This window comes from Microvirga arsenatis (genome assembly GCF_009910705.1).
GTDB lineage: Bacteria > Pseudomonadota > Alphaproteobacteria > Rhizobiales > Beijerinckiaceae > Microvirga > Microvirga arsenatis.
Map to the genome: position 1 here is coordinate 99,779 of NZ_JAAAXJ010000009.1, position 22,155 is coordinate 121,933.

The following is a 22,155-nucleotide window of genomic DNA, read 5'->3' on the forward strand; positions in this document are numbered from 1 at the left end:
CTCATGCTGCCTGTTGCGCCTGTTCGGCATTCGCCATGGGCAGGTCGAACGTGAAGAGGGACCCTGCCGCCTCGTAGCTTTCGACCTGAATCTCACCCCCGTGCAGATGCATGATCCGCTGCGCGAAGTTCAGGCCGATTCCGGTGCCCGCGATGCCGGTGGCGGTGCGGGCCCGATAGAAACGGTCAAAGATCTTCGAAAGCTCATCCGCGGGAATTCCGATGCCCCAGTCCCTGACAGAGCAGAAAGCCCGGGAGCCGTCCATCCAAATCTTGATTTCCACAACCGGTGTATTGCCGGAATACTTGATGGCATTGGACAAAAGGTTGACGACCACCTGCTCGATCAGCATGCCGTCGCAGAAGACCCGAACGGGAACATCCGGAACGTCGAAGCGGATCTCGGCCTGGGAGCTGACCTCCCGCTGCCGATCGCAGATGTCCTTGACCAGTTCCACGAGATCGTATTGGGCCGGGTTGAGCTCGATGGTGCCGGCGTCGAGCTTGGCTGCGTTGAGCACGCTGTCCACGAGCCGCGTCAGCCGGGTTCCGGCATTGCGGATCTTCTGCACGCGGGTGACGAGTTCTTCGTGGGTGAGATCGGCCCCGCGGCGCAGGATGCGTTGCGCGCTCGAATCCAGGATGGCCAGCGGGGTGCGGAACTGGTGCGAGACCATGGACACGAAGCTGCGATAGGCGTTCGTGGTCTCGCGCTCGCGCTCGAGGGCCGATTCCAGCGCCCGGGCCACCTGCTTGTACCCGCTGATATCCGTCAGGCGCACGAAGATCGTGGCGCCATCGGCCTTCGTCACCGACAGGCGGTTCCAGGTATCCTTCCGCACCAGAAGATCGAGCTCCATCTCCTCGAAGGGAGGCTGGGCGTCGAGGAGCCTGCCGTCGGCTCCCTCGCACATGGCGAAGCACCGAAGGAAGACCGGGAGGCTCATGTCCTCGCTGCACCACAGCGAGACGGGAGCCGAGGCCCAGATCTGGTCGTTGGCGAAGAGCAGCTTTCCGGTCCAGTCGAAGGCCGCGAAGCCCTCCGACGCGGAGTTGATCGCAGCGATCAGGCGCCGCTCGGCCTGGCGGAGGGCCGCGGTCCTCTGCAGGACCTTGATCTCCAGGTCGTAGTTCTGCCGCTCCGCCTGCTTGCGGGCGAGCCACTGCTCCGTGATGTCGCGGATGAAGGCGATGCCGAGCTTGCGCTCCGCCATGTAGACTGGAAAGCAGTGGATCTCGAGGCAGCGCTCGTGCCCCTCCACGCTGACCGCCTCGTCCTCCAGGATCGAGCTCGTCCCCTCCGTCGCCAGCCTGAGCGCCCGGGTGATCTCGGGCTTCTCGAACAGGCGATCCAGATCCGTCATTCGCTGGCCCACGGCCCGGTCGGGCCTGACGTTCAGCAGGTCCACCATGCCCGGGTTCCAGAGCAGGCAGCGCAGCTGGCCGTCGAACATGACGATGCCCTGGTTGCTGATGTTGCTGATCACGAGATCGGAAAGCTCCTGCTCCTGCTTGAGCAGCTGCTTGGCCTGGCTGGCCTCCTGCACCCCCTTGAAGAGGCGCAGGAGCAGGAAGGCCGCGCTCAGGACGAGACCGGTGAGGAAGGCGAAGCTTTCGAAGACTGCCCTGAGATACTCGTCGCGCTTGACACCTGCGCGTTCCCGCCCGAGCACGACGATCTTGTTGGCCGCTTCACGAAGCTTGTAGGCGAGATCGTGCATCTGCCCGCGCAGGAGCGCGGCGCTTTCGGGGGTTATGTCTCCATACAGATCAGGCTCCGCGAGGGTCAGCTGGAGATAGGATCGCTTCATGTCCCCCAGAACTCCGATATCATCGAGGATATCCGCCCGCTCCCCCTCCAGCAGCACGGCGAGCCGGCTCATGAGGATGCCGGCCCGGAAGCCCGGCTCTTCGCTCTCCGAGGCAAAGCTTTCACTGGCCGCCTTCCGGGCCAAGCTCTCCGCGAACACCGCAGCCTCGAACTGAGCCTGGCTGACGAACCAGATGTTGCTGTACATGCCATCGGTCCGCAGTTCCCGCTCCACCTCGAAGAGGCGCACGACCGTGAACACGAGGCAGACGACCAGGCTCGCGATCGCTATCAGGGTGATCAGGGCTGCTTTGTACCCGTTGAGGCTCCCCTTCATGGCTATTCCACGTGAAGCCTGTTCAACTGCCAGACCGACCGTGCGTAATACCGCACGTCGCGCAGGACCTCGTGGGCGTCCCTGGGATAGACGATCCAGAGCGGCCCCTTGTCACGCATGGTCAGAACCCGCCCGTCAACGCTCATGGCCAGGATGGGTTCGAAGCGCAGATCCTCCAACGGAATGGAAACCTCGTAATCGTTCAGGGCCGAGGCTCTGATGGACCGGCCTCGTGCTCCCACGCGGTCGAGAACAGCGCGCAGGGGCACCCCCTCGAACAGCTGGGGCGTCTCCGACACCTCGCTTCCCGTTACGAAGGAAGCTTTGCCGAGGGACTGGAGCATCTCACGATCGAAGCGGGCCTGCCCTGGCGCGTTCGTCTGCTCGATCTGACCGGATATGGTCAGGATCACGCCTCCTCTCGGCTGCGGCAGCGGCTCGGCTGCCCGCGAGAGGCTCGCCGGCCCCATCAGGGCGATCAACAGGAACGGCGCGAGGAGCCGGAGCATCATTTCCTACAACGAGACAGATTATAATAGAACGCAGCCATCTTGGTTGAACTCCGTCGAAAAATCCAGCCCGGACCTACAGAAAAGGTGGCAATGGTTCCCATGAGGCAATGAGCGAGTGTTCTGTAGTTCGCCCCTCGAAAACTGCTGCCCTGAGCTTTCCCTTCGTCTTCATCGATCATGAGGAGGATTTTTGGGCTCGTCATCGCCAACATTCCGTAGAGGAGATGGCAGCAAAACCGCAGAAACATTGGGTTTTCATTCAATCGTTGCAGCGGCGGGGCTTCACGATTTTGCAAGCTGGGCCGTTGAGGCTATAGTCCCTCCGGAGCAGGACGCGGGCGGGAGCCCCCAATTCTGCAAACGAGGAACTCACCATGCGCAAATTGCTCACCACCCTGATCGGCGCGGCGATGCTGGTCTCCGCCCTGCCCGCCGCCGCAAGCCCCTTCCAGACCCGGCCGCTGCCGCAGGTCGACCGGGCTTACCCGAATGAGGGCTACACCCAATATTATTACGAGCGCCGCGTCTATCATCACCGCCCCTATTACCGGCATCGGTACTACCGGAACGACGGGGCTGCGGTCGCCGCCGGAGTGGCCGGCCTTGCCGCAGGCGCCCTGATCGCCGGCGCGATCGCAAGCCAGGCTCAGGCGCAGCCCGCCGCTCCCCCGCCGCCCGGGGTGGTCGATCCGCAGGTGGCCGCCTACTGCGCCCGCAAGTACCGCTCCTACGACCCGGCGACAGGCACGTTCCTCGCCGGCAACGGCATGCGCTACGTCTGCACCTATCCGTAACCGTCATCGGATCCAGCCGAGAGCCCTGCCGCATCCCCTGCGGCAGGGTTTTTCCATCCGCGCGCCGACGCGGCGCCTCCCTTTATCTTGCGGGACCGCGCCTTAGATCGAACAAGCAGGCGGCTCTTGCAGATTTCATGCCCTGGAGCGGCACACGAAAGGTTCGGGAACAGCTCATGGCTCAAGACACGACGGGTACCGGGACGATGATCCCGCCCACCGAAGCCGCCCTCTTCACGTCCGGCAACATGACGGAACTCGAACTGGTCCTCCCGGACATGGGCGACAGCGACCTGCCGGAAATCGCGATCTTCCTCGTGGCCTGCGCCATGCGCTTCCACAGCGATCCCGATTTCGTTCAGGAGCAGCTCGAATGGCTCGTGCGGGCCCATGACGAGGAAGTGGACGAGGGCCTCAGGCCCGACCAGCTGAACTCCGCCAACGACGATTGATCGTCCGAGGTCCCGGACCTAGTCCAGAAACTCGACGGGCGTCCCCTTCTCCACCATCCCGGCGAGTTCCGCCACGTCCCAGTTCGTCAGCCGGACGCAGCCCTGCGAATAGGCCTTGCCGACCTTCTCGGGCTCGGGCGTGCCGTGAATGCCGAAGGACTCCACGGACAGATCGATCCAGGTGCTTCCCACCGGATTGTTCGGGCCCGGCTTGATCTCGAACTTCTCCTTCGCCCTCACGCCCTTGAAGGCATAATCCGGATTGTAGGTGTAGTTCGGGTTGCGGGCGACGGCCCGGACCGTGTGCGAGCCGCTCGGCGCCGGCTTCTCCTCGCTGCCGATGGAGGCGGGATAGACTGCGATAATCGTGCCGTCCTTACCCAGCGCGCGCAGAACATGCTCGCTTTTCACCACCTCGATCTTCGCAGCCTTCCCCCGATCCTTGCGGGCCTCGGCGCTCGCCGCAACGTTCGCGACGGTGATCGCGGTGCCGGCCTTGTCGAGGGGCTTGCCGGGGTTGAGAGCCTTGAGCAGGTCGACATCCATGTGAAACTTCTCGGCCAGGAGCTCCTCCGGACCGGAATAGGCAAGCCGATCGAGCTTGGCCTGATCTTCCAGCTTGTCCGGGATCTCGGCGAAGGGGCCTTTCACGTCCTCCTCGGTGATCGTGTATTCCGTCAGGACGGGCTCGGCCGAGGTCTCCTTGAGCTTCGACCAGACCTCCTGGTCGAGGGCTCCGTCCACCTTGACGCCGCGGGCCTTCTCGAAAGCCTTGATCGCGTTCTGCAGGTTCTCGCCATTGTGGCCGTCGATGACGCCAGGCGAGAAGCGGGCGCGGTCGAGCAGCACCTGCGCCTTGACCAGGACGGGATCGAGCTCCTTCCCCTTGCCGCTCCCGGCCGACCACTCGGCCGCGTTCACCTTGTCGGGCTCCAGCTTCTGGGACGCAGCCAGAACGGAGCTCGAGAGGAGCAAAAGCCCTAAAGCTGCGGATGCGACGGTCTTCATGGGAACTCCACGGAACATGCTGCTGAATCGACAAAGCCGTGGCGGGCAGCCTGTTCCCGGCGCCTATTGGCAGATCCGGTAGTCGCCCTTGCGCTGGCGCAGGTCGAGATGGAGGTGATCGCCATGGGCGGCATCGGAGCCCGGCCCCAGCACGGTGGTGAAGATCGGGCAGGCCGCTTTCCGGACGGATTCCTGAAAAGCCGCCTCCGGTGAATTCTCGGGATGGGAGTCGATCGACAGGGGAGCCCTCTTGGCGAACTCGAAGCCCATGACGTCGACACCGTTGCCGAAGGCGTGCTCGCTCAGCTTCTCCCCGTTGCGCTGGTCCCGGCATTGATAGGAGGTCCCGATGAGAAGCTTCGTGGGGGCGCTCTGGAACTGACGCTCGGCCTCCGGTGCGACCGCCTCCTTCATCCATTTGGAAAGCTGCTCCGCCACCGGGCAGGCCATGAGCGAGGGGGGCGCCACCTGGACGTCGTCGGCGAGCGCGGACAGAAGAACCGGGTTCTCGATGCTGCAGCTCTTCTCCTGCACCGGCGGACGGCTCTCGAACTTCAGCCCGAGTTCGGCAAGGCGCGCGAGGCAGGCGGCTTCGGGATCGTCCGCATCCGGAGCCTTGGCTTCGGCAGGAGCCTCGCCCGGTGCAGGCTTCTCGGACCGCGCCTCGTCGGTTTGGACCGGCGGGCGATCGGGCCGGGGCGGCGGCAGAGGCGGCGTGGGGGCTTGCGCTGCAGCGGAAAGCGCCAGCAGCAGCGCCAGGGCGGAAGCGCCGCCCATCCGCCATGTCATCCGGCGCCCGCAAGCCATGCCACCTCCGATCATACAGTCCCCTGCTCTATAACCCTCATGCGCCGTGCATGAGTTCCCGATCAGGCTTCCGCGCGACTTGTTCTCCCGGCCGGATGCACCAAAATTCATGGAACGATGGAGGATCCCGATGGGGGCGTTCCCGGAGGTAGAGAGCGGTTCCAACAAGAGCCTGACGCTGGCCTCGCACCTCAGCCCGACGCGTGAAGCCTCCTGCACGAAGCGCGTCGCGGAGCTTGAGGCCCGGATCGCCCGCCTGCGGAGCGAGCTCGAGGAGGCCGAGGCGGAACTGGAGCGGGAAAGGCTGCGGCTGCCCGCACCCGGCGATTTCGTCCGCTGTCCGATGACCAACTTCTACGGACGCGTGACCAAGGTGACGCCCCGCCCGCACGGTCGCCCCTGGGTCGAGATCGTTCCCTACCTGGGTCCGGACCTGCCGGGCCATTCGGCCATGGATCTCTTCGACAGCTGGGAGCTGATCGACCCGCCCGCAGCAGCGGACCCGGGCGACGGCTCCCCGAGACTGCCCACGATTGCGCCCTTCATGACGATGAAGTTCCCCTCCACGGAGCAGGCACAGGACGGTGACGATCTCGAGGATTCCCTCAAGCGCCTGCTCAGGCCGTCCGCCGGGGCGCCGTTCTAGCGCGTCAGCCGGAAGCGATTGCGCGACTCGGGCGCTGCCTCGCAGGAGCGGCAAGCCTTGCTTGCGCGTGACACGGCCTGCGCCTGCAACATTTCCAGGTATGTGGCGTTTGCCCTGCGGTTCCGGGGCTCACCACCCTGCGAACCTCCGATGCGCGGCACCCGGAAGCTCTCGAGGCTCAACAGTCCCTTCTGCACCTGCCAGCGCATGCACGAATGCTGGACCGATAGGATGGACGCCATGGCAGACGACGGGCAAGGTGTACGGCTCCAGGTGGCGAATGCCCGACCCGCCGATTCCGGCCGAGGCATCGCCCGCATGAGCCGACAGGCCCTGGCCGAGATCGGCGTTCAGGAGGGGCAGCCCGTCGAGATCATCGGCAAGCGCCATACCACCGCCATCGCCGTCACGCCCTATCCGGAGGATGAGGGCCTCGCCATCGTCCGCCTCGACGGCCTTCAGCGCGTCAATGCCGGCGTGGGCAGCGGCGATCATGTGGAGGTGAGGCGGGCGGAGGTTCGCCCGGCGACGCGCGTGGTTCTCGCCCCAGCCCAGAAGGGCTTGCGCCTGCAGGGATCGGGCGATGCCCTGAAGCGCACGTTCTCCCAACGCCCACTCATGGCCGGAGACGTGATCTCCACCTCCGTGTACTCGCCGCGCGCGGCGGATCCGCGGCTGCCCGACGAGCTGCGCGGCCTGCTGAACATCCCGGCCTATGGCCTTCAGGAAATCCGCCTCGTCGTGGTCGCGACCCAGCCGCGCGGCATCGTTCATGTGACGGCGGAGACCGAGATCGAGCTGCGCCCGCAATTCGAGGAGCCGCGCGAGGCCCGGCGCGCCGACGTGACCTATGACGATATCGGCGGCCTCGGCAGCACGGTCGATCAGCTGCGCGAGATGGTGGAGCTGCCGCTGCGCCATCCCGAGCTGTTCCAGCGCCTCGGCATCGACCCGCCGAAAGGCGTGCTGCTCTACGGCCCTCCCGGCACGGGCAAGACCCGCCTCGCGCGGGCGGTCGCCAACGAGACGGAGGCGCAATTCTACCATATCGCGGGCCCCGAAATCATGGGCCGGCATTACGGCGAGTCCGAGCAGCGCCTGCGCCAGGTGTTCCAGGAGGCGCAGCAGAATGTGCCGGCCATCATCTTCATCGACGAGATCGACAGCATCGCGCCCAAGCGCGGGGAGGTCACGGGCGAGGTGGAGCGGCGCATCGTGGCCCAGCTCCTCACCCTCATGGACGGGCTGGAGCCGCGCCAGAACATCGTGGTGATCGGCGCCACGAACCGGCGCGAGGCCATCGACGAGGCTCTGCGCCGGCCGGGACGCTTCGACCGCGAGATCGTGATCGGCGTGCCGGACGAGGTCGGCCGCCGGGAGATCTTAGGGATTCATACCCGCGGCATGCCCCTGGCCCAGGATGTCGATCTCGATGAGGTCGCCCGCACGACCTACGGCTTCGTCGGCGCGGATCTCGCCGCCCTCTCCCGCGAGGCCGCCATGGATTCGCTGCGGCGGATCCTGCCGGGGGTCAACCTGCGGGACGGGATCCCGATGAACGTTCTGGAAAGCCTGCAGGTCACGCGTCAGGATTTCCAGAACGCCATGAAGCGCGTGCAGCCTTCGGCCCTGCGCGAGATCATGATCCAGGTGCCCACCGTCACCTGGGACGACATCGGCGGGGTCGATGAGGCACGCACGCGCCTGCGCGAGGGCGTGGAGCTTCCGCTCAGGAGTCCGGAATCCTTCCGTCGCCTCGGGATCAGGCCTGCCAAAGGCTTCCTGCTCTTCGGCCCGCCCGGGACCGGCAAGACCCTGCTGGCCAAGGCGGTCGCCCGCGAGGCTCAGGCCAATTTCGTGGCGACGAAATCGTCGGACCTGCTGTCCAAGTGGTACGGTGAGTCCGAGCAGCAGATCTCGCGGCTCTTCGCCCGCGCCCGACAGGTCGCGCCGACGGTGATCTTCATCGACGAGATCGATTCTCTGGCTCCCGTACGTGGCGGCGGCCTCGGCGAGCATGCAGTCACCGAGCGGGTGGTCAATACGATCTTGGCCGAGATGGATGGTCTCGAGGAGCTGCAGGGTGTCGTGGTGATGGCGGCGACGAACAGGCCTAACCTCATCGACCCTGCCCTGATGCGGCCGGGCCGTCTCGACGAGCTGATTTACGTGCCCGTTCCCGATGCCAAAGGCCGCCGGCACATCCTCGGCATTCACACCAAGGCCATGCCGCTGGGACCCGATGTGGATCTGGACACCATCGCCGAACGGACCGACAGATTTACCGGCGCGGATCTCGAGGATCTGACGCGCCGGGCCGGTCTCCTCGCCTTGCGGGAATCGCTGCAGGCCCAGACCGTGACGATGGCCCATTTCGAGCAGGCCCTGCGCGAAACCCGCCCCTCCGTGACGCCGGAGATGGAGCGGGAATATGAGGAACTGGTCGGCACCCTCAAGCAGGTCGGCCCCCAGCGCCAGTCCATCGGCTTCCTGCCCCTCAGGCAGGCGGCCGAGTGAGCCGATAACACGGTGCATGATCGCGCACCGCCGCCAGACCTTTCCGCACACCAAAAAGGCGTGGGCTCATAGCCCACGCCTTTTTCTGCAGCGACGCAGGGTTTACTGCGCGCAGGCCACCGGGATACGCGTGTCCCGGTCGTTCGGCTCGAGCACCGTGCGGCACGGCACGCCGTTCACGTAGCGGATCTCATGCGGAGCGGCATAGGGGAACGGGGACACGGGCGTTCCGGAGGCAGGAGCGCCCATCATGCCGCCCGTCGGCGCGGGAGCGATGCTGCCGGTCGCAACCACATCGCCCGTCATCGGAACCGCAACGCCAGCGACGGGACCCGCGCAGGCGACCGGAATACGCGTATTGCGGTCGTTGGGATCGAGCACGGTGCGGCACGGCACCCCGTTGATCCAGCGGATCTCATGCGGAGCCGCAAAGGGGAAGGGAGAATTGGGCGTGCCGGAGGCGGGCTGGGCCAGGGCCGAGCCGATGCCGCCCAGGGCCATGAATCCGGCGCCGGCGAGAATAGCCAATTTCTTCATCGTTCATCTCCTCTGTTTTGCTTGGCGATAGGCATTTGCCATCAATGACAGAGACTAAAACGCATTCGCCTCGGATGGTTTCCGAGAGGATTTGCAATGCACGACGTTGTGATCGTCGCACCAGCAGGCCCATAACACTTTCATTGCGAAGTTTGATCTCAGGAACTGCAAAGCCTGTTTGCCACTCGACTGAAACTTGACAGCAGGTGACCAGAGATAGTCTGCCGCTATTCTAAACTATGGCTCGGTCTCGTCGCCAGCCAAAGCCCGCCGGCAACGCCGATCAGTCCCACAAGGATGCCGGGTGTGAACGGCTCGCTCAGGATCAGCGCTCCGAGCACGGCCGCCGTGATCGGGCTCAGGGACAGGAAGACGGTGACCCTTGTCGGCGTCGTGTTCTTGAGCGCCCAGAGCCACAGGACGTAGCCGATGCCGCTCGACAGCCCGATGAAGATCACCGCCAGAATGCCCTGCATCGTAAGGTCAGAAGGCTGCGTGTAGAGCCCCTCCATCCCCGCCGGCACGGACAGGAATGCGACGGAGGCCAGCATGGCCCATGCGCCGACGGGCAGAGTCGGGTAGCGGGCGAGATAGGGCCGGTAGAGCACCGAGCAGACGGCTCCGCTGAACGCGGCGGCGAGCACGAGCAGCGCGCCGATCCACTCGCCCGCCGCAGTTCCGGCGAACAGCGGCTCGCCCAAGGCAATTCCGACGCCCACGATTGTCAGGACGACACCGGCCGCTTTCGCGCTGGTCAGGCGCTCGCGCCCGAGCAAGGCGGCGATGATCATGGTCATGAGCGGAAAGGTCGCGAAAAGAAGGGCGGCCCGGGTCGACGAAATGAACTGCAGGCCGAGATTGAGCAGCGCGATGAGAATGCCGAATTGCACGATGCCGAGGGTCATCACGGCGATGAGGTCGCGGGGTGCGATCCGCGCCCGCTCCGCGATCAGCAGCAGCGGGACGAGGCAGAGAACGGCGATGCAATAGCGCAGGAAAGCCAGGGAGGCCGGTCCGATCTCGTGAATGACGAAGCGGCTCGCCACGAGGGCGGCGCCGACCTGCACGCCCGTCGCCGCCGCGGCCAGAAGGGCCAGCGTCTCGCGATGTCTCACAGGGTGAGGTCCCAGGTCTGGCCGACGAGATCCTTGCCGAAGGAGCGATGCGCCTCCTCCTTCACCAAGCGGAACCCTGCAGCCTGATAGATCCTGCGCGCCGAGACGAGCACGTCGTTGGTCCAGAGCGTCAGGGTCCTGTAGCCCTTGGCCTTCGCAAATCCGATGCACTCGTCCACGAGGCGGCGCCCGATGCCGAGTCCTCTTGCGGACGGCTCGACGTATAGCAGCCGGAGCTTTGCGACTTCCGGCGAGTGACGCACGAGGAACACGCTGCCGACGACCTCGCCCTCCCGCTCCGCGATCCAGCAGCGTTCCCATATCGGGTCATAGGCTTTGACGAAGGCGGCGGCAATCTCCGCCACCAGAGCCTCGAAGGACTCGTCCCAGCCGTATTCCTGCGCGTAGAGCACGCCCTGCCTGTGAACGATCCAGCCGATGTCGCCGACTTGGAGCGAGCGCAGAATGTACGGCTCTTCGGGTTTCCGGATCGGGTCGAGGAGACGCTCGATGGTGCTCACGGCCTGTAAAAGGCTTTCCCGCTCGCTTGCCGAGAGCCCGGACAGCATGGCTGCCACCTGGGCGGCCGATGCGCGGTCGAGGGGCTGGAACGTGGTCCGGCCCGCATCGGTGAGCGAAACGAGAACCTGTCGCCGATCCTCCGCCGAGCGCGACCGGTCGATCAGGCCGCGGCCCTCGAACCGTCGCAGGATCCGGCTGAGATAGCCGGCATCGAGCCCGAGATCTTGGCCGAGCGCAGCCGCCGTCAGGGGGCCGCGGTAGGCCAGTTCGTAGAGAACGCGCACCTCGGTCAGCGAGTACTCGCTGTCGAGCAGCCCCTCGTTCAGGAGCCCGATCTGGCGCGTGTAGAAGCGGTTGAAGCGTCGGATCCGGTCGACCTGGTGATCCGCCGGCGGCGTCGGCATGCGAGACATGGGTGCCTCCCCTGCCGGACAGGATCGAACAGATAGTTGACTGAGTCAACTATCTTCGGCTTTCTCAGGCAGCGGCCCCGATGGCGAGCCTTCCCTCGTGCACCGCATGGCACGCCACCCCCTGCAGAAGCGGAGGGATCTCGGCCCGGCAGCGCTCATTGGCGAAGGGGCAGCGCGGGTTGAAGGTGCAGCCCGTGGGCGGGTTGATCGGGTTCGGGATCTCGCCGCGCACGGGAATGCGCTGGCGTCCCGTCATGCCTACGTCCGGCACCGCATCGAGCAGCATGCGTGTGTAGGGATGCTTAGGCTGGGCGAAGAGCTCGCGCCCGTTGGAGATCTCCACGATGCGGCCGAGATACATCACGCCGATGCGGGAGGCCATGTGGCGCACCACGGCGAGGTTGTGGCTGATGAAGAGGTAGGTGAGACCGAGCCGGTCCTGCAGGTCCCGCATCAGATTCAGGATCTGCGCCTGCACCGACACGTCGAGGGCGGAGGTCGGCTCGTCGCAGACGATGAATTCCGCATTCGAGGCGAGCGCGCGCGCAATCGCGATGCGCTGCCGCTGGCCGCCGGAGAATTCGTGCGGGTATTTCTTGCCGTCCGCCGGATGCAGGCCGACGAGGCTCAGCAGCTCGCCGACGCGGGCCGTGATCTCCTTCTCTCCTTCGATGAGCCGGAAGGCCCGGATGGGCTCGGCGACGATGCGGTCCACCTGCCAGCGGGGGTTGAGGCTGGCATAGGGGTCCTGGAAGATCATCTGGATGCGCCGCCGCAGGCGCTGGCGCTCTGCGAAGGCTGCCTTGCTCGACATGGATACGCCGTCGATCACCACCTCGCCGTCCGTGGGCGGCAGGAGGCCCACCACCATGCGGGCGACCGTCGACTTGCCCGAACCGGACTCGCCCACCAGCGCAAAGGTCTCGCCCTTGGCGATGGAGAAGGAAACGCCGTCGACCGCCTTCAGGTACTGCTTCTCGCCGCCTTCCAGCACCCGGTTGAGCCAGGGCTTGGAGACGTCGAACACGCGGCGCAGGTCTTTGACTTCGACATAGGAACGTTCGGTCACGCGACGGCCTCCGACCGGACGGAAGATTGATCGTAGAGATGGCAGGCGACCCGGTGCTCGCTGTGCTGGATCGGCTCCGGCCGCTCGACGCGGCAGCGGTCGAACACGTAGGGGCAGCGCGGGTTGAACGGGCAGCCGGGCGGGATGGCCGACAGGCGCGGCATCGAGCCGGGAATCTGCACGAGACGGTCCGTATCGCTCTCCAGCGACGGGATCGCGCCCATCAGGCCCTTGGCATAGGGATGCAGCGGGTTCTGCACCACGTCCCGCACCGGCCCGATCTCGGCGATGCGCCCGGCATACATCACGGCGACGCGGTCGGCGGTTTCGGCGATCACGCCCATGTCGTGGGTCACCAGCATGATGGCCGTGCCGTGCTCGCGCCCGAGCTTTTTGAGAAGCGCGATGATCTGCGCCTGAACGGAGACGTCGAGCGCCGTGGTGGGCTCGTCGGCGATGATGAGCTCCGGCTCGGCGCAGAGGGCGAGCGCGATCACCACGCGCTGGCGCATGCCGCCGGAGAACTCGTGCGGATAGCTGTCGATCCGCCTCTCGGGGGCCGGAATGCCGACCTCCGCGAGCAGGTCGATGGCCCGCTTCCTTGCCGCCGAGGCGGAGAGGTTCGTATGGGTGCGGATGGTCTCCACGAGCTGTTCGCTCACCCGGTAGAGCGGGTTGAGGCTGGTCAGCGGATCCTGGAAGATCATGCCGATGCGCTTGCCGCGCACCCGGCGCATCTCCTCGGGCGGGAGGTTGTCGATGCGCATGCCCGACAGCAGGATCTCGCCGCCGGCGATGCGGCCGGGCGGGTCGATGAGGCCGATGACGGCCGAGCCCGTCACCGACTTGCCGGCGCCGGATTCGCCCACGACGCCGAGCACCTCGCCCTTGCCGATGTCGAAGGAGATGCCGTCGATGGCCTTGAGGATGCCGCGCCGCGTCACGAACTCGACGCGCAGATCACGGACGGAGAGGACGGGTTGAGTCATGGATGCCGCCTCTCCTATCGCAGCTTCGGGTTGAGCGCGTCGCGCAGCCAATCACCCAGCAGGTTGATGGCGAGCACGAGAAGCGCCAGCGCGATCCCGGGAAAGGCCACGATCCACCATTCGCCGGAGAACAGATAGTTGTTGCCGATGCGGATGAGCGTCCCGATCGAGGGCATGGTCTCCGGCATGCCGGTGCCGAGGAACGAGAGCGTCGCTTCGGTGATGATGGCCAGCGCCAGGTTGATGGTGGCGATCACCAGCACCGGGCCGAGCACGTTCGGCAGGACGTGCCGGACCATGATCACCGGAGCCGGCAGGCCGATCAGGCGGGCGGCGGCGATGTAGTCCTTGTTCTTCTCCACCATCACCGAGCCGCGCACGGTGCGGGCATACTGCACCCAGAAGCTCAGGCCGATGGAGAAGACCAGCACCGAAAGGGTCGTCACCTCATCGAGCTGGCCGCCGAGGACGGACTTCACCACGCCATCCACGAGGAGAGCGATCAGGATCGCCGGAAAGGTGAGCTGCACGTCGGCGATGCGCATGATGACGGCATCCACCGTGCCGCCCACATAGCCCGCGACCAGGCCGAGCGTGATGCCGAGGGTGGCCGAAAAGGCGACGCCGAGAATGCCCACCGCAAGCGAGATCCGCAGGCCGTAGAAGATGGCCGACAGGATGTCGCGTCCCTGCTCGTCCGTGCCGAGCAGGAAGGGCATCTGCCCTTCCGCGCTCCAGATCGGCGGCAGGCGGCTGTTCATGAGTTCGAGCTGGGCGGGATCGAAGGGATCCTGCGGCGTCACGACGCCGGCGAGCACGGCCGCAGCCACGAAGAGCAGAGTCAGGAAGGCTGCCGCCATCGTGAGCTTGGAACGCTTGAAGCTCGCCCAAACGTCGCTGTCGAAGAAACGGCCGGCCCAGGTTGTCGGTTGCGTCTGCGGAGCGGGCGCCGCTTGAATTGCATCTGCCATGGATCCCTCCTCAGGCCGGCTGCCGGATGGACGTTCTCAGGCGGGGGTCGACCACCGTATAGAGGATGTCGACGGCAAGGTTGATGACCACGAAGATCAGCGCCACCAGCATCAGGTAGGCCGCCATGATCGGAATGTCGACGTTCTGCACCGCCTGCACGAACAGAAGGCCCATGCCGGGCCACTGGAACACCGTCTCCGTGATGATCGCGAAGGCGATCACCGAGCCGAACTGCAGGCCCACGATGGTGATGACGGGCACGAGCGTGTTCTTGAGCGCATGGCCGAAATGGATGGCGCGGGTGGTCAGCCCCCTCGCCCGCGCGAACTTGATGTAGTCGGTGCGCAGCACCTCCAGCATCTCGGCCCGGACGATGCGCATGATGAGGGTCATCTGGAACAGGCCCAGGGTGATCGAGGGCATGATCAGCGCCTTGAGACCGGACGTCGTCAGGAACCCGGTGGTCCACCAGCCGATCCGCACGGTGTCGCCGCGTCCGTAGGAGGGCAGCCAGCCGAGGATAACGGAGAACAGGTAGATCAGCAGGATGCCGATCAGGAAGGTGGGGAGCGAGATGCCGATCAGCGAGACGGTCTGGAACACCTTGGCCAGGAAGCTGTCCCGCTTCAGTCCCGAATAGACGCCCATCAGCACGCCGAAGCCGATGGCGAAAAGCGTTGCGCAGAGGGCGAGTTCCAGGGTCGCCGGCATGCGCTCGGCCAGCAGGTCCGACACGGGCTGCCTGAACTGGTAGGACACGCCGAACTCGCCCCGGACGGCGCTGGAGAGATAGCGCGCGAACTGCACCGGAACCGGATCGTCGAGGCCGAGGGAGCGGCGGACCTGTTCCCGCTCCGCGGCGGGGGTATCGAGGGAGACGATCTGGTTCACCGGATCGCCGGCAAAGCGGAACATCGCAAAGGAAATGATCCCGACGGCCAGGAGAACGCCGATGGCCTGGAAGGCCCGTCGGATGATGAAAGCGAACATGGACAATCTCTGGATCGCTGCGCCTGGAGCGGCATGGCCGCTCCAGGCCTTCGAAAGAACTGTCCCGGGCAGATTCCTGCCCGGGACGAGCGATCAGGCGCGGACTATTCCTTCTTCTGCGCCCAGTAGAGCAGCACCTGGTTGTCGGCACGCTGAACGAGGGAGACCTTGTTCGAGACGCCCCAGGCGAGAGCCTGCTGGTGCAGCGGGATATAGGCGTAATCCTCGGTCGAGATCTTGAACGCCTCCTTGATCATCTGGTCGCGCTTCTCCTTGTTGCTCTCGACCAGGATCTTGTCGGTCAGCTCGTCGTGCTTCTTGTTGCAGTAATTGCCGAGGTTCGACTCGCCGCGCGAGGATTGCGGATTGTCGCGGCAGCCCTGGATGTCGAAGAGCACGTTGTGGCTGTCGAAGGTGCCCGGAGTCCAGCCCAGCAGGTAGAACGAGGTGTTGTAGTTGCCGGACTTCAGAACCTTGGCGAAGTACTGCGCCTTCGGCTGAGCCATCAGGTTCACCTTGACGCCCACGCGGGCGAGCATGCCGACCACCGCCTGGCAGATCGCCTCGTCGTTGACGTAGCGGTCGTTCGGGCAGTCCATGCCGACCTCGAAGCCGTTGGGATAGCCGGCATCGGCCAGGAGCTTCTTGGCGGCCTCGACATCGTATTTCGGACGCTCGAAGTCCTTCGAGTGGGCGAAGAGCTGCGGCGCGATCATCAGGGCCGACGGGGTGGCCATGCCGCGCATGACTCGGGACTTGATGGTCTCGATGTCGATGGCCTTGTAGAAGGCCTCGCGCACGCGCTTGTCCTTGAACGGGTTTTTGCCCTTCACGTTCGAGAACAGGAGCTCGTCGCGGGTCTGGTCGAAGCCGAGGAAGATGGTGCGCAGCTCGGGACCCGCCTGCACCTTCGCGTTGGCGCTGCTGTTGACGCGCTGGACGTCCTGCAGCGGAACCGGCTCGATCACGTCCACCTCGCCCGAGAGCAGCGCTGCGACGCGGGTGGCGTCGGAGGCGATCGGGGTGAAGACGATCTCGTCCAGGTTATGCTCGGCCTTGCCCCACCAGTCCTTGTTCGGCTTGAAGACGGTCTTCACGCCGGGCTGGTGGCTTTCGATCTTGAAGGGGCCGGTGCCGTTGGCATTCAGCGAGGCATAGCTCGGCGTCGTGGCGGCGGCAGGGGTCGGCTGGACGCTGTTGTTCGCTTCCGACCACTCCTTGTCCATGATGTACCAGGTGTCCCACTGGGCATTCATGATCGGGTTCGGCGTCTTGAGCTTCACGTCGACCGTGTAGTCGTCCACCTTCACCCATTCGGAACCGCTCGGCACGCGGGTCTGGAAGTTGGAGCCTTGAGCCCGCACGCGGGTGGCCGAGAAGATCACGTCGTCGGCATTGAAGGGGTTGCCGTTGTGGAACTTCACGTTCTTGCGCAGGAAGAGACGCCAGGTCAGGCCGTCCTCGCTGATCTCCCAGCGCTCGGCGAGGCCGGGCTCGATCTTGAGGTCCTTACCGCGCTTGGTCAGGCCTTCGTAGACGTGGCCGTGGTGCGCGATGGTGGTGGTCTCGTTGAGGGTATAGGGGTCGAGCGACTTGAGGTCGCCCTGGTTGGCGTAACGCAAGGTTACCGCCATCGCCGGAAGGGCTGCGCCGGTCATGAGGGTCGCAACCGTGGCGGCAAGGAATTTCGAGCGCATCGTCATCTTATGTCTTTCTCCTCTGGAAGCCCCGCGTCTTCGCGCGGTGTTCTTCTGGTCGAAGGTCCGGGTTCTTGCCGTGTTCCTCCGTCGGGCCTGAAGTTAGGCAGGAAAGTGGCCGTCGGTCTAGCCCCGACTTCGTCCTCCCTGCTCAGCAATTAGGCACAGAGATCCCCGATGATGCGGCGCAACACGCGCTCCCCGGTCTCGAGCTCGCTGATTTCGATGTACTCGTCCGGCTGATGGGCCTGGGCGATGTCGCCGGGGCCGCAGACCACGGTGGACCAGCCGACCCGCTGGAACAGGCCGGCTTCGGTGCCGTAGGAAACCACGTGGGTGCCGTTGTCCCCGGTGATCCGACGCATGAGGCGCTCCGCCCACCCGTCCGTTTCGGGCCGCAAGCCCGGAACCTCGGCGATCAGCTCCACCGCAATCCCGGTCTCGGGAGCGATGGCCTTCATGCGTGGCTCCACGACCTCGCGGATATAGGCGTGGTACCGGTCGAGGTAGTCGTGCGGGCTCTCTGTCGGGATCGCCCGGATGTCGCTGAAGAACCAGGCGGAGGACGACACCACGTTGGCGGCATTGCCGCCGGCGATCATGCCGCAGTGCAGCGTGGTGTAGGGCGGCTCGAAGGCATCGGCGGGATCGGCACGCCGGCGGTTCTCCTCCATCACGTCCTCATGCCAGGTCACCAGCCGGGCCGCATTCATCACGGCGCTCACGCCCTGGTCGATCCGGCTCGAATGCACGGCGCGCCCGGTCACCTCGGTGCGCAGCTGCACGGACGCCTTGTGGCCCGTCACCACCGCATGGCGGGTGGGCTCGCCGACGATCACGGCGGCAGGGGTCGGAACCGACCGGGCCATGGCCTCCACCATGGAGGGCGCGCCCCGGCAGGCGATCTCCTCGTCATAGGACAGGGCGATATGCACCGGCCGCTTGAGGGGCGAGCGCACCATCTCGGGCACCAGCGCCAGCGCAAGGGCATCGAACCCCTTCATGTCGGCGGCGCCGCGGCCGTAGAGCCGCCCGTTCCTTTCGGTGAGCGTCCAGGGATCCGTCGTCCAGGCCTGCCCCTCGACCGGCACCACGTCGGTGTGGCCCGACAGCACGATCCCGCCCTCGACCCGCGGGCCGATGGTGGCGTAGAGATTCGCCTTGTCGCCCTCGGGGCTCATCACCATTGTGCTCTCGACCCCATGGCTGCTGAGCCAGTCGCGGCAGAACCCGATGATGTCGAGATTGCTGCTGGTGGATACGCTCGGAAAGGCGACGAGACGCGCAAGCATCTCGCGGGGGGACAGGGACATCGGGAAGGTCTCCAAAGGTGGGCGGTGGAGCATCCGATCCCTCCAAGCCTGCGGTCAAGCGCGATTGCGCAGCCGTCAACGGCCGAACGAGCCTGTTGACGAGGCGGGCTCGGCGCCACCATGATCGCCCCCCTGCCAGGCGGCATGCTCCTCGAAGTCGAATGCATCGCCAGGATCGAACGGACACCCTCATGACCACTTTCGACGTGACGCTTGCCGACATCGAAGCCGCCCGCAGCCGCATCGCGGGCCGCGTCCGGCGCACGCCGGCCTTCGAAAGCCCGGAGGTCTCGGCGCGCCTGGGCCGGCGCACCGCGCTGAAGATGGAGGCGCTGCAGCTTGCAGGCTCCTTCAAGGTCCGGGGCGTGTTCAACAAGGTGCTGACCTTAAGCGACGCGGAACGCCGCCGCGGCCTCGTGACCGTCTCGGGCGGCAACCATGCCATCGCGGTCGCCCGCGTGGCAGGCACGCTCGGGCTCGACGCGCTCGTGCTCATGCCGAAGGTGACGCCGCGCTTCAACGTCGATCTCACCGTGAAGTATGGCGCGCGGGTCGAGCTGTGCGAGGATGCGGCGGAAGCCTTCGCCAAGGCCGAGGCCTACCAGAGCGAGGGCCGGCTCTTCGTCCATCCCTACGACGATCCCGCGATCATCGCGGGCCACGGGACGCTCGGCCTCGAGTTCCTGGAGGACGTCCCGGACCTCACCCACGTCTTCGTCTCCATCGGCGGTGGGGGCTTCATGGCCGGCGCGGCGGCGGCGCTGAAGGCGAAACGGCCCTCCCTCACCGTCTACGGCGTGGAGACGGTGGGCGCGCCGACCATGACGGAGGCGCTGAAGGCCGGGGAGCCGGTGACGATCCGCGCGACCTCCGTCGCGCGAACCCTCGGCGCGCCCTTCGCGACCCGCCGCACGATGGCGGCCGCAGGGCTCTTCCTGAAGGAGATCGTGCTCGTGCAGGATCAGCCGGTCATCGCGGATCTGAGCTGGCTCCTGCAGACCGAGAAGCTGCTGTGCGAGCCGGCCGCCGCCTGCGTGCTCACCGCCGCCGAGAAGGTAGCGCCATCCCTGCCCGACGACAGCGTGATCGGCCTGGTGCTGTGCGGCTCCAACCTGTCGCTGGGCGATCTCGACGCCTGGCGGAAGCAGGCGGTCTAGCTCCACCTCCTGGACCCTGGTCCGGGCTGCCCGGATCCAACGGGCCGGTGTCGAGTTGTCCGCTGGACAGCTCCACTGGAACCAGCCCTCATGGCCGACCCGGCCCTTCCTCCCCCTCACCCGGTTCAACCGGCTTCAGGCTCGCCCATGTTCACGGTCGGGGGCATCGTGCTTGCCATCGGCGGGCTCTATTTCGGCCGCGACATCTTCATCCCCTTCGCACTCGCCATTCTCCTGAGCTTCGCGCTCACGCCCCTGGTGAACTGGCTGCGGCACCTGAGGCTGCCCCGGATCGCCGCCGTCATCGTCGCGGTCACCCTCGCCTTCGTCCTCATCGGCGGCATCGCCTTCGTGGTAGGGCGCCAGCTGGTCCAGCTCGCCAACAACCTGCCGACCTATCAGACCACGATCACCGAGAAGATCCGCTCCCTGCAGACATCCGCCCCTGGCGGCGGAATCGTGGACAAGGTCACAACGACCATCCAGGACCTCAGCAAGGAGATCTCGGGCGAGGAGAAGAAGGGCACCGAGCAGCCGGCACCGACGCTCGGCGGCGCCGCCCCGCCCCAGGAGCCGATCACGGTCAGGCTCGAGCAGCCCCAGGCCCAGCCGCTCGAGATCATCCGCACCATCGTCGGCCCGCTGCTCGCGCCGCTGGCCACGGCGGGCCTGGTCGTCATCTTCGTGATCTTCGTGCTGCTCGAGCGGGAGGATCTGCGCGACCGCTTCATCAAGCTCGCAGGCGCCGGCGACCTTCAGAAGAGCACCCAGGCGCTCAACGACGCCGCGGCGCGGGTGAGCCGCTACCTGCTCATGCAGCTCGTGGTGAACCTCACCTATGGCATTCCCATCGGCATCGGCCTCTACTTCATCGGCGTTCCCAACGCCGTGCTCTGGGGCCTGCTCGCGGCCGTGCTGCGTTTCGTGCCCTATCTCGGTCCGTTTCTGGCTGCGCTCTTCCCGATCGCCCTTGCCATTGCCGTCGATCCCGGATGGTCGATGCTCCTGTGGGTGATCGGCCTTTTCCTTGTCGCGGAGCTCATCAGCAACAACGTGATCGAACCCTGGCTCTACGGGTCCAGCACGGGACTGTCCTCGCTTGCGATCATCATGGCGGCGATCTTCTGGACCTCCCTCTGGGGTCCGGTGGGCCTGTTCCTGGCGACCCCGCTCACCGTCTGCCTCGTGGTGATCGGGCGCTACGTGCCGCAGCTCGAGTTCCTCGGCGTTCTCCTCGGCAGCGATCCCGTGCTCGCGCCCGAGGAGCGGCTCTACCAGCGGCTCCTCGCCGGCAATCTCGAGGAAGCGGTCGAGATCGCGGAGAATTACGTGGACGAGCACTCCTCGCGCGAGTTCTACGACCACGTCGGCATCCCCGCCCTGCGCCTCGCCGAGAACGACCGGCAGCGCAGCACCACCGACACCAATTACAGGCGCCTCGTCGCCAACACGGCCGTCTGCGTGGTGAGGGAAGTGGCCGATCACGTGCGCGAGACGCCGTCGGCTTCCGATCAGATCGAACCTGACGAGGCGAAGGCCAAGCCGTCGCCCGTCCTCTGCATCGCCGGCCGGACGGAGCTCGACCGGGCGGCTTCCGAGATGGTGGCGCAGGTCTTGGACGAGAAGGCCATCGGAGCGCGGGTCCTGCCTCCCATCTCCGTGACGGAAGGCGCCCTGGCTCAGCTCGATCTGACCGGCGTCGAGGTCGTCTGCCTGTCCTACCTCCATCCCCAGCCGCAGGTCTTCGCCCGCTACATCTGCCGCCGCCTGCGGCGGCGGGCGCCCCATGTGAAGCTCATCGTCTGCTGCTGGAACGCCCCGCCCCAGAGCAGCCATACGGAGGACATGGCCCGCCAGATGTCGGCGGATGCGGCCATCCTGTCCCTGGACGTGTGCATCGGCCAGGTGGAGGCCTGGCTCGCGCGCCAGCCTTCGCCATCCGCCTCGGGAGACGAGCCGGCACCCCTGGTCGTGGACAACGAGCATGAAAGGCTCGAGGCCCTGCGCCGGCTCGGGCTCGCCGGCCGTCGCGGACCGATCTTCGACGAAGTGTCGAAGCGCGTCGCGCAGGCTTTCGACGCGCCTATCGCCCTGGTCTCCCTGACAACGGACGAGCAGCCCGTTCCGGACGCCGCCCCGGCAGGGGATTCCGCTTCGATGCGCCGGATCCCGCACGAGGAATCGATCTGCGGGCACGTTGCCGTCGGCGACGAAGTGGTGGTGGCCGAGGACGTCTCCAAGGATCCCCGCTTCACCGACAATCCGCTGGTGCTCGAAAAGGGCATCAGGTTCTATGCCGGCGCGCCGCTGCGCCTGTCGTCAGGCCTCGTTGTCGGTTCCCTCTGCGTGATCGACATGGAGCCGCGCCAATTCTCGGACGAGGAGCGCCGGCGCCTTCAGCAGATGGCCGATGATCTGATGGCGCAGATCGAGCGCGACGCGGCCGAACGCACGCAAAGCGGGGGCCCTCCCGTGCTCCAGGGTGCGGGTGCAGGCTGA

At 66.0% G+C, this 22,155-nt stretch carries 19 protein-coding genes; 6 read left to right on the forward strand and 13 right to left on the reverse strand.

Going from position 1 to position 22,155, the window contains the following annotated elements:
• Position 1 precedes the first annotated feature (1 nt).
• Both GR303_RS16700 and GR303_RS16705 read right to left on the reverse strand, forming a co-directional pair.
• Positions 2-2,146, reverse strand: coding sequence for a sensor histidine kinase (locus GR303_RS16700; protein ID WP_161723707.1), 2,145 nt, complete (start codon positions 2,144-2,146; stop codon positions 2-4).
• Between the two features lie 2 nt (positions 2,147-2,148).
• Positions 2,149-2,658, reverse strand: a complete 510-nt coding sequence (locus GR303_RS16705) for a putative pterin-binding protein (protein ID WP_161723705.1) — start codon at positions 2,656-2,658, stop codon at positions 2,149-2,151.
• A 374-nt stretch (positions 2,659-3,032) separates the two neighbouring features.
• Between GR303_RS16705 and GR303_RS16710 the strand changes: the two genes are divergently transcribed.
• Positions 3,033-3,452, forward strand: coding sequence for a BA14K family protein (locus GR303_RS16710; RefSeq protein WP_161723703.1), 420 nt, complete (start codon positions 3,033-3,035; stop codon positions 3,450-3,452).
• A gap of 176 nt (positions 3,453-3,628) precedes the next feature.
• Positions 3,629-3,904: a hypothetical protein gene (locus GR303_RS16715; RefSeq protein WP_161723701.1), complete on the forward strand. Its 276-nt coding sequence runs from the start codon at positions 3,629-3,631 to the stop codon at positions 3,902-3,904.
• A gap of 18 nt (positions 3,905-3,922) precedes the next feature.
• On the opposite strand, the gene GR303_RS16720 is transcribed toward GR303_RS16715, so the two are convergent.
• Both GR303_RS16720 and GR303_RS16725 read right to left on the reverse strand, forming a co-directional pair.
• On the reverse strand, positions 3,923-4,912 hold the full coding sequence (locus GR303_RS16720) for a L,D-transpeptidase family protein (protein WP_161723699.1): 990 nt from the start codon (positions 4,910-4,912) through the stop codon (positions 3,923-3,925).
• A 63-nt stretch (positions 4,913-4,975) separates the two neighbouring features.
• Positions 4,976-5,689: an extensin-like domain-containing protein gene (locus GR303_RS16725; RefSeq protein WP_246205645.1), complete on the reverse strand. Its 714-nt coding sequence runs from the start codon at positions 5,687-5,689 to the stop codon at positions 4,976-4,978.
• 160 nt (positions 5,690-5,849) lie between these two features.
• Between GR303_RS16725 and GR303_RS16730 the strand changes: the two genes are divergently transcribed.
• Positions 5,850-6,365 carry a hypothetical protein gene (locus tag GR303_RS16730; protein ID WP_161723694.1) on the forward strand — a complete coding sequence of 172 codons (516 nt, stop codon included), beginning with the start codon at positions 5,850-5,852 and terminating at the stop codon, positions 6,363-6,365.
• A 240-nt stretch (positions 6,366-6,605) separates the two neighbouring features.
• Positions 6,606-8,882, forward strand: a complete 2,277-nt coding sequence (locus tag GR303_RS16735; protein WP_161723692.1) for a CDC48 family AAA ATPase — start codon at positions 6,606-6,608, stop codon at positions 8,880-8,882.
• 102 nt (positions 8,883-8,984) lie between these two features.
• On the opposite strand, the gene GR303_RS16740 is transcribed toward GR303_RS16735, so the two are convergent.
• The 9 genes from GR303_RS16740 to argE all read right to left on the reverse strand — a co-directional run bounded on the left by GR303_RS16740 (position 8,985) and on the right by argE (position 18,499).
• Positions 8,985-9,419 carry a hypothetical protein gene (locus GR303_RS16740; RefSeq protein ID WP_161723690.1) on the reverse strand — a complete coding sequence of 145 codons (435 nt, stop codon included), beginning with the start codon at positions 9,417-9,419 and terminating at the stop codon, positions 8,985-8,987.
• Positions 9,420-9,646: 227 nt separating this feature from the next.
• Positions 9,647-10,534: a DMT family transporter gene (locus GR303_RS16745; protein WP_343038462.1), complete on the reverse strand. Its 888-nt coding sequence runs from the start codon at positions 10,532-10,534 to the stop codon at positions 9,647-9,649.
• Entirely contained in the window at positions 10,531-11,460 is a 930-nt protein-coding gene (locus GR303_RS16750; RefSeq protein ID WP_425487118.1) for a bifunctional helix-turn-helix transcriptional regulator/GNAT family N-acetyltransferase, read from the reverse strand. The genes GR303_RS16745 and GR303_RS16750 overlap by 4 nt, the downstream gene beginning before the upstream one ends.
• Positions 11,461-11,533: 73 nt before the next feature.
• Entirely contained in the window at positions 11,534-12,538 is a 1,005-nt protein-coding gene (locus GR303_RS16755; RefSeq protein WP_161723685.1) for an oligopeptide/dipeptide ABC transporter ATP-binding protein, read from the reverse strand.
• Positions 12,535-13,527: an ABC transporter ATP-binding protein gene (locus tag GR303_RS16760; protein ID WP_161723683.1), complete on the reverse strand. Its 993-nt coding sequence runs from the start codon at positions 13,525-13,527 to the stop codon at positions 12,535-12,537. Before GR303_RS16760 ends, GR303_RS16755 begins: the two co-directional genes overlap by 4 nt.
• A 14-nt stretch (positions 13,528-13,541) precedes the next feature.
• Positions 13,542-14,498, reverse strand: a complete 957-nt coding sequence (locus tag GR303_RS16765; protein ID WP_161723681.1) for an ABC transporter permease — start codon at positions 14,496-14,498, stop codon at positions 13,542-13,544.
• A 10-nt stretch (positions 14,499-14,508) separates the two neighbouring features.
• Positions 14,509-15,489, reverse strand: a complete 981-nt coding sequence (locus tag GR303_RS16770) for an ABC transporter permease (protein WP_161723679.1) — start codon at positions 15,487-15,489, stop codon at positions 14,509-14,511.
• Between the two features lie 104 nt (positions 15,490-15,593).
• Positions 15,594-17,192 carry an ABC transporter substrate-binding protein gene (locus GR303_RS16775; RefSeq protein ID WP_161723677.1) on the reverse strand — a complete coding sequence of 533 codons (1,599 nt, stop codon included), beginning with the start codon at positions 17,190-17,192 and terminating at the stop codon, positions 15,594-15,596.
• A 152-nt stretch (positions 17,193-17,344) separates the two neighbouring features.
• Entirely contained in the window at positions 17,345-18,499 is a 1,155-nt protein-coding gene (argE, locus tag GR303_RS16780; protein ID WP_161723675.1) for an acetylornithine deacetylase, read from the reverse strand.
• Positions 18,500-18,690: 191 nt separating this feature from the next.
• Between argE and GR303_RS16785 the strand changes: the two genes are divergently transcribed.
• Both GR303_RS16785 and GR303_RS16790 read left to right on the forward strand, forming a co-directional pair.
• The gene (locus GR303_RS16785) at positions 18,691-19,656 is read left to right on the forward strand and encodes a threonine ammonia-lyase (protein WP_161723673.1); all 966 of its coding nucleotides are present in this window, start codon (positions 18,691-18,693) and stop codon (positions 19,654-19,656) included.
• A 147-nt stretch (positions 19,657-19,803) separates the two neighbouring features.
• On the forward strand, positions 19,804-22,155 hold the full coding sequence (locus GR303_RS16790; protein ID WP_246205644.1) for an AI-2E family transporter: 2,352 nt from the start codon (positions 19,804-19,806) through the stop codon (positions 22,153-22,155).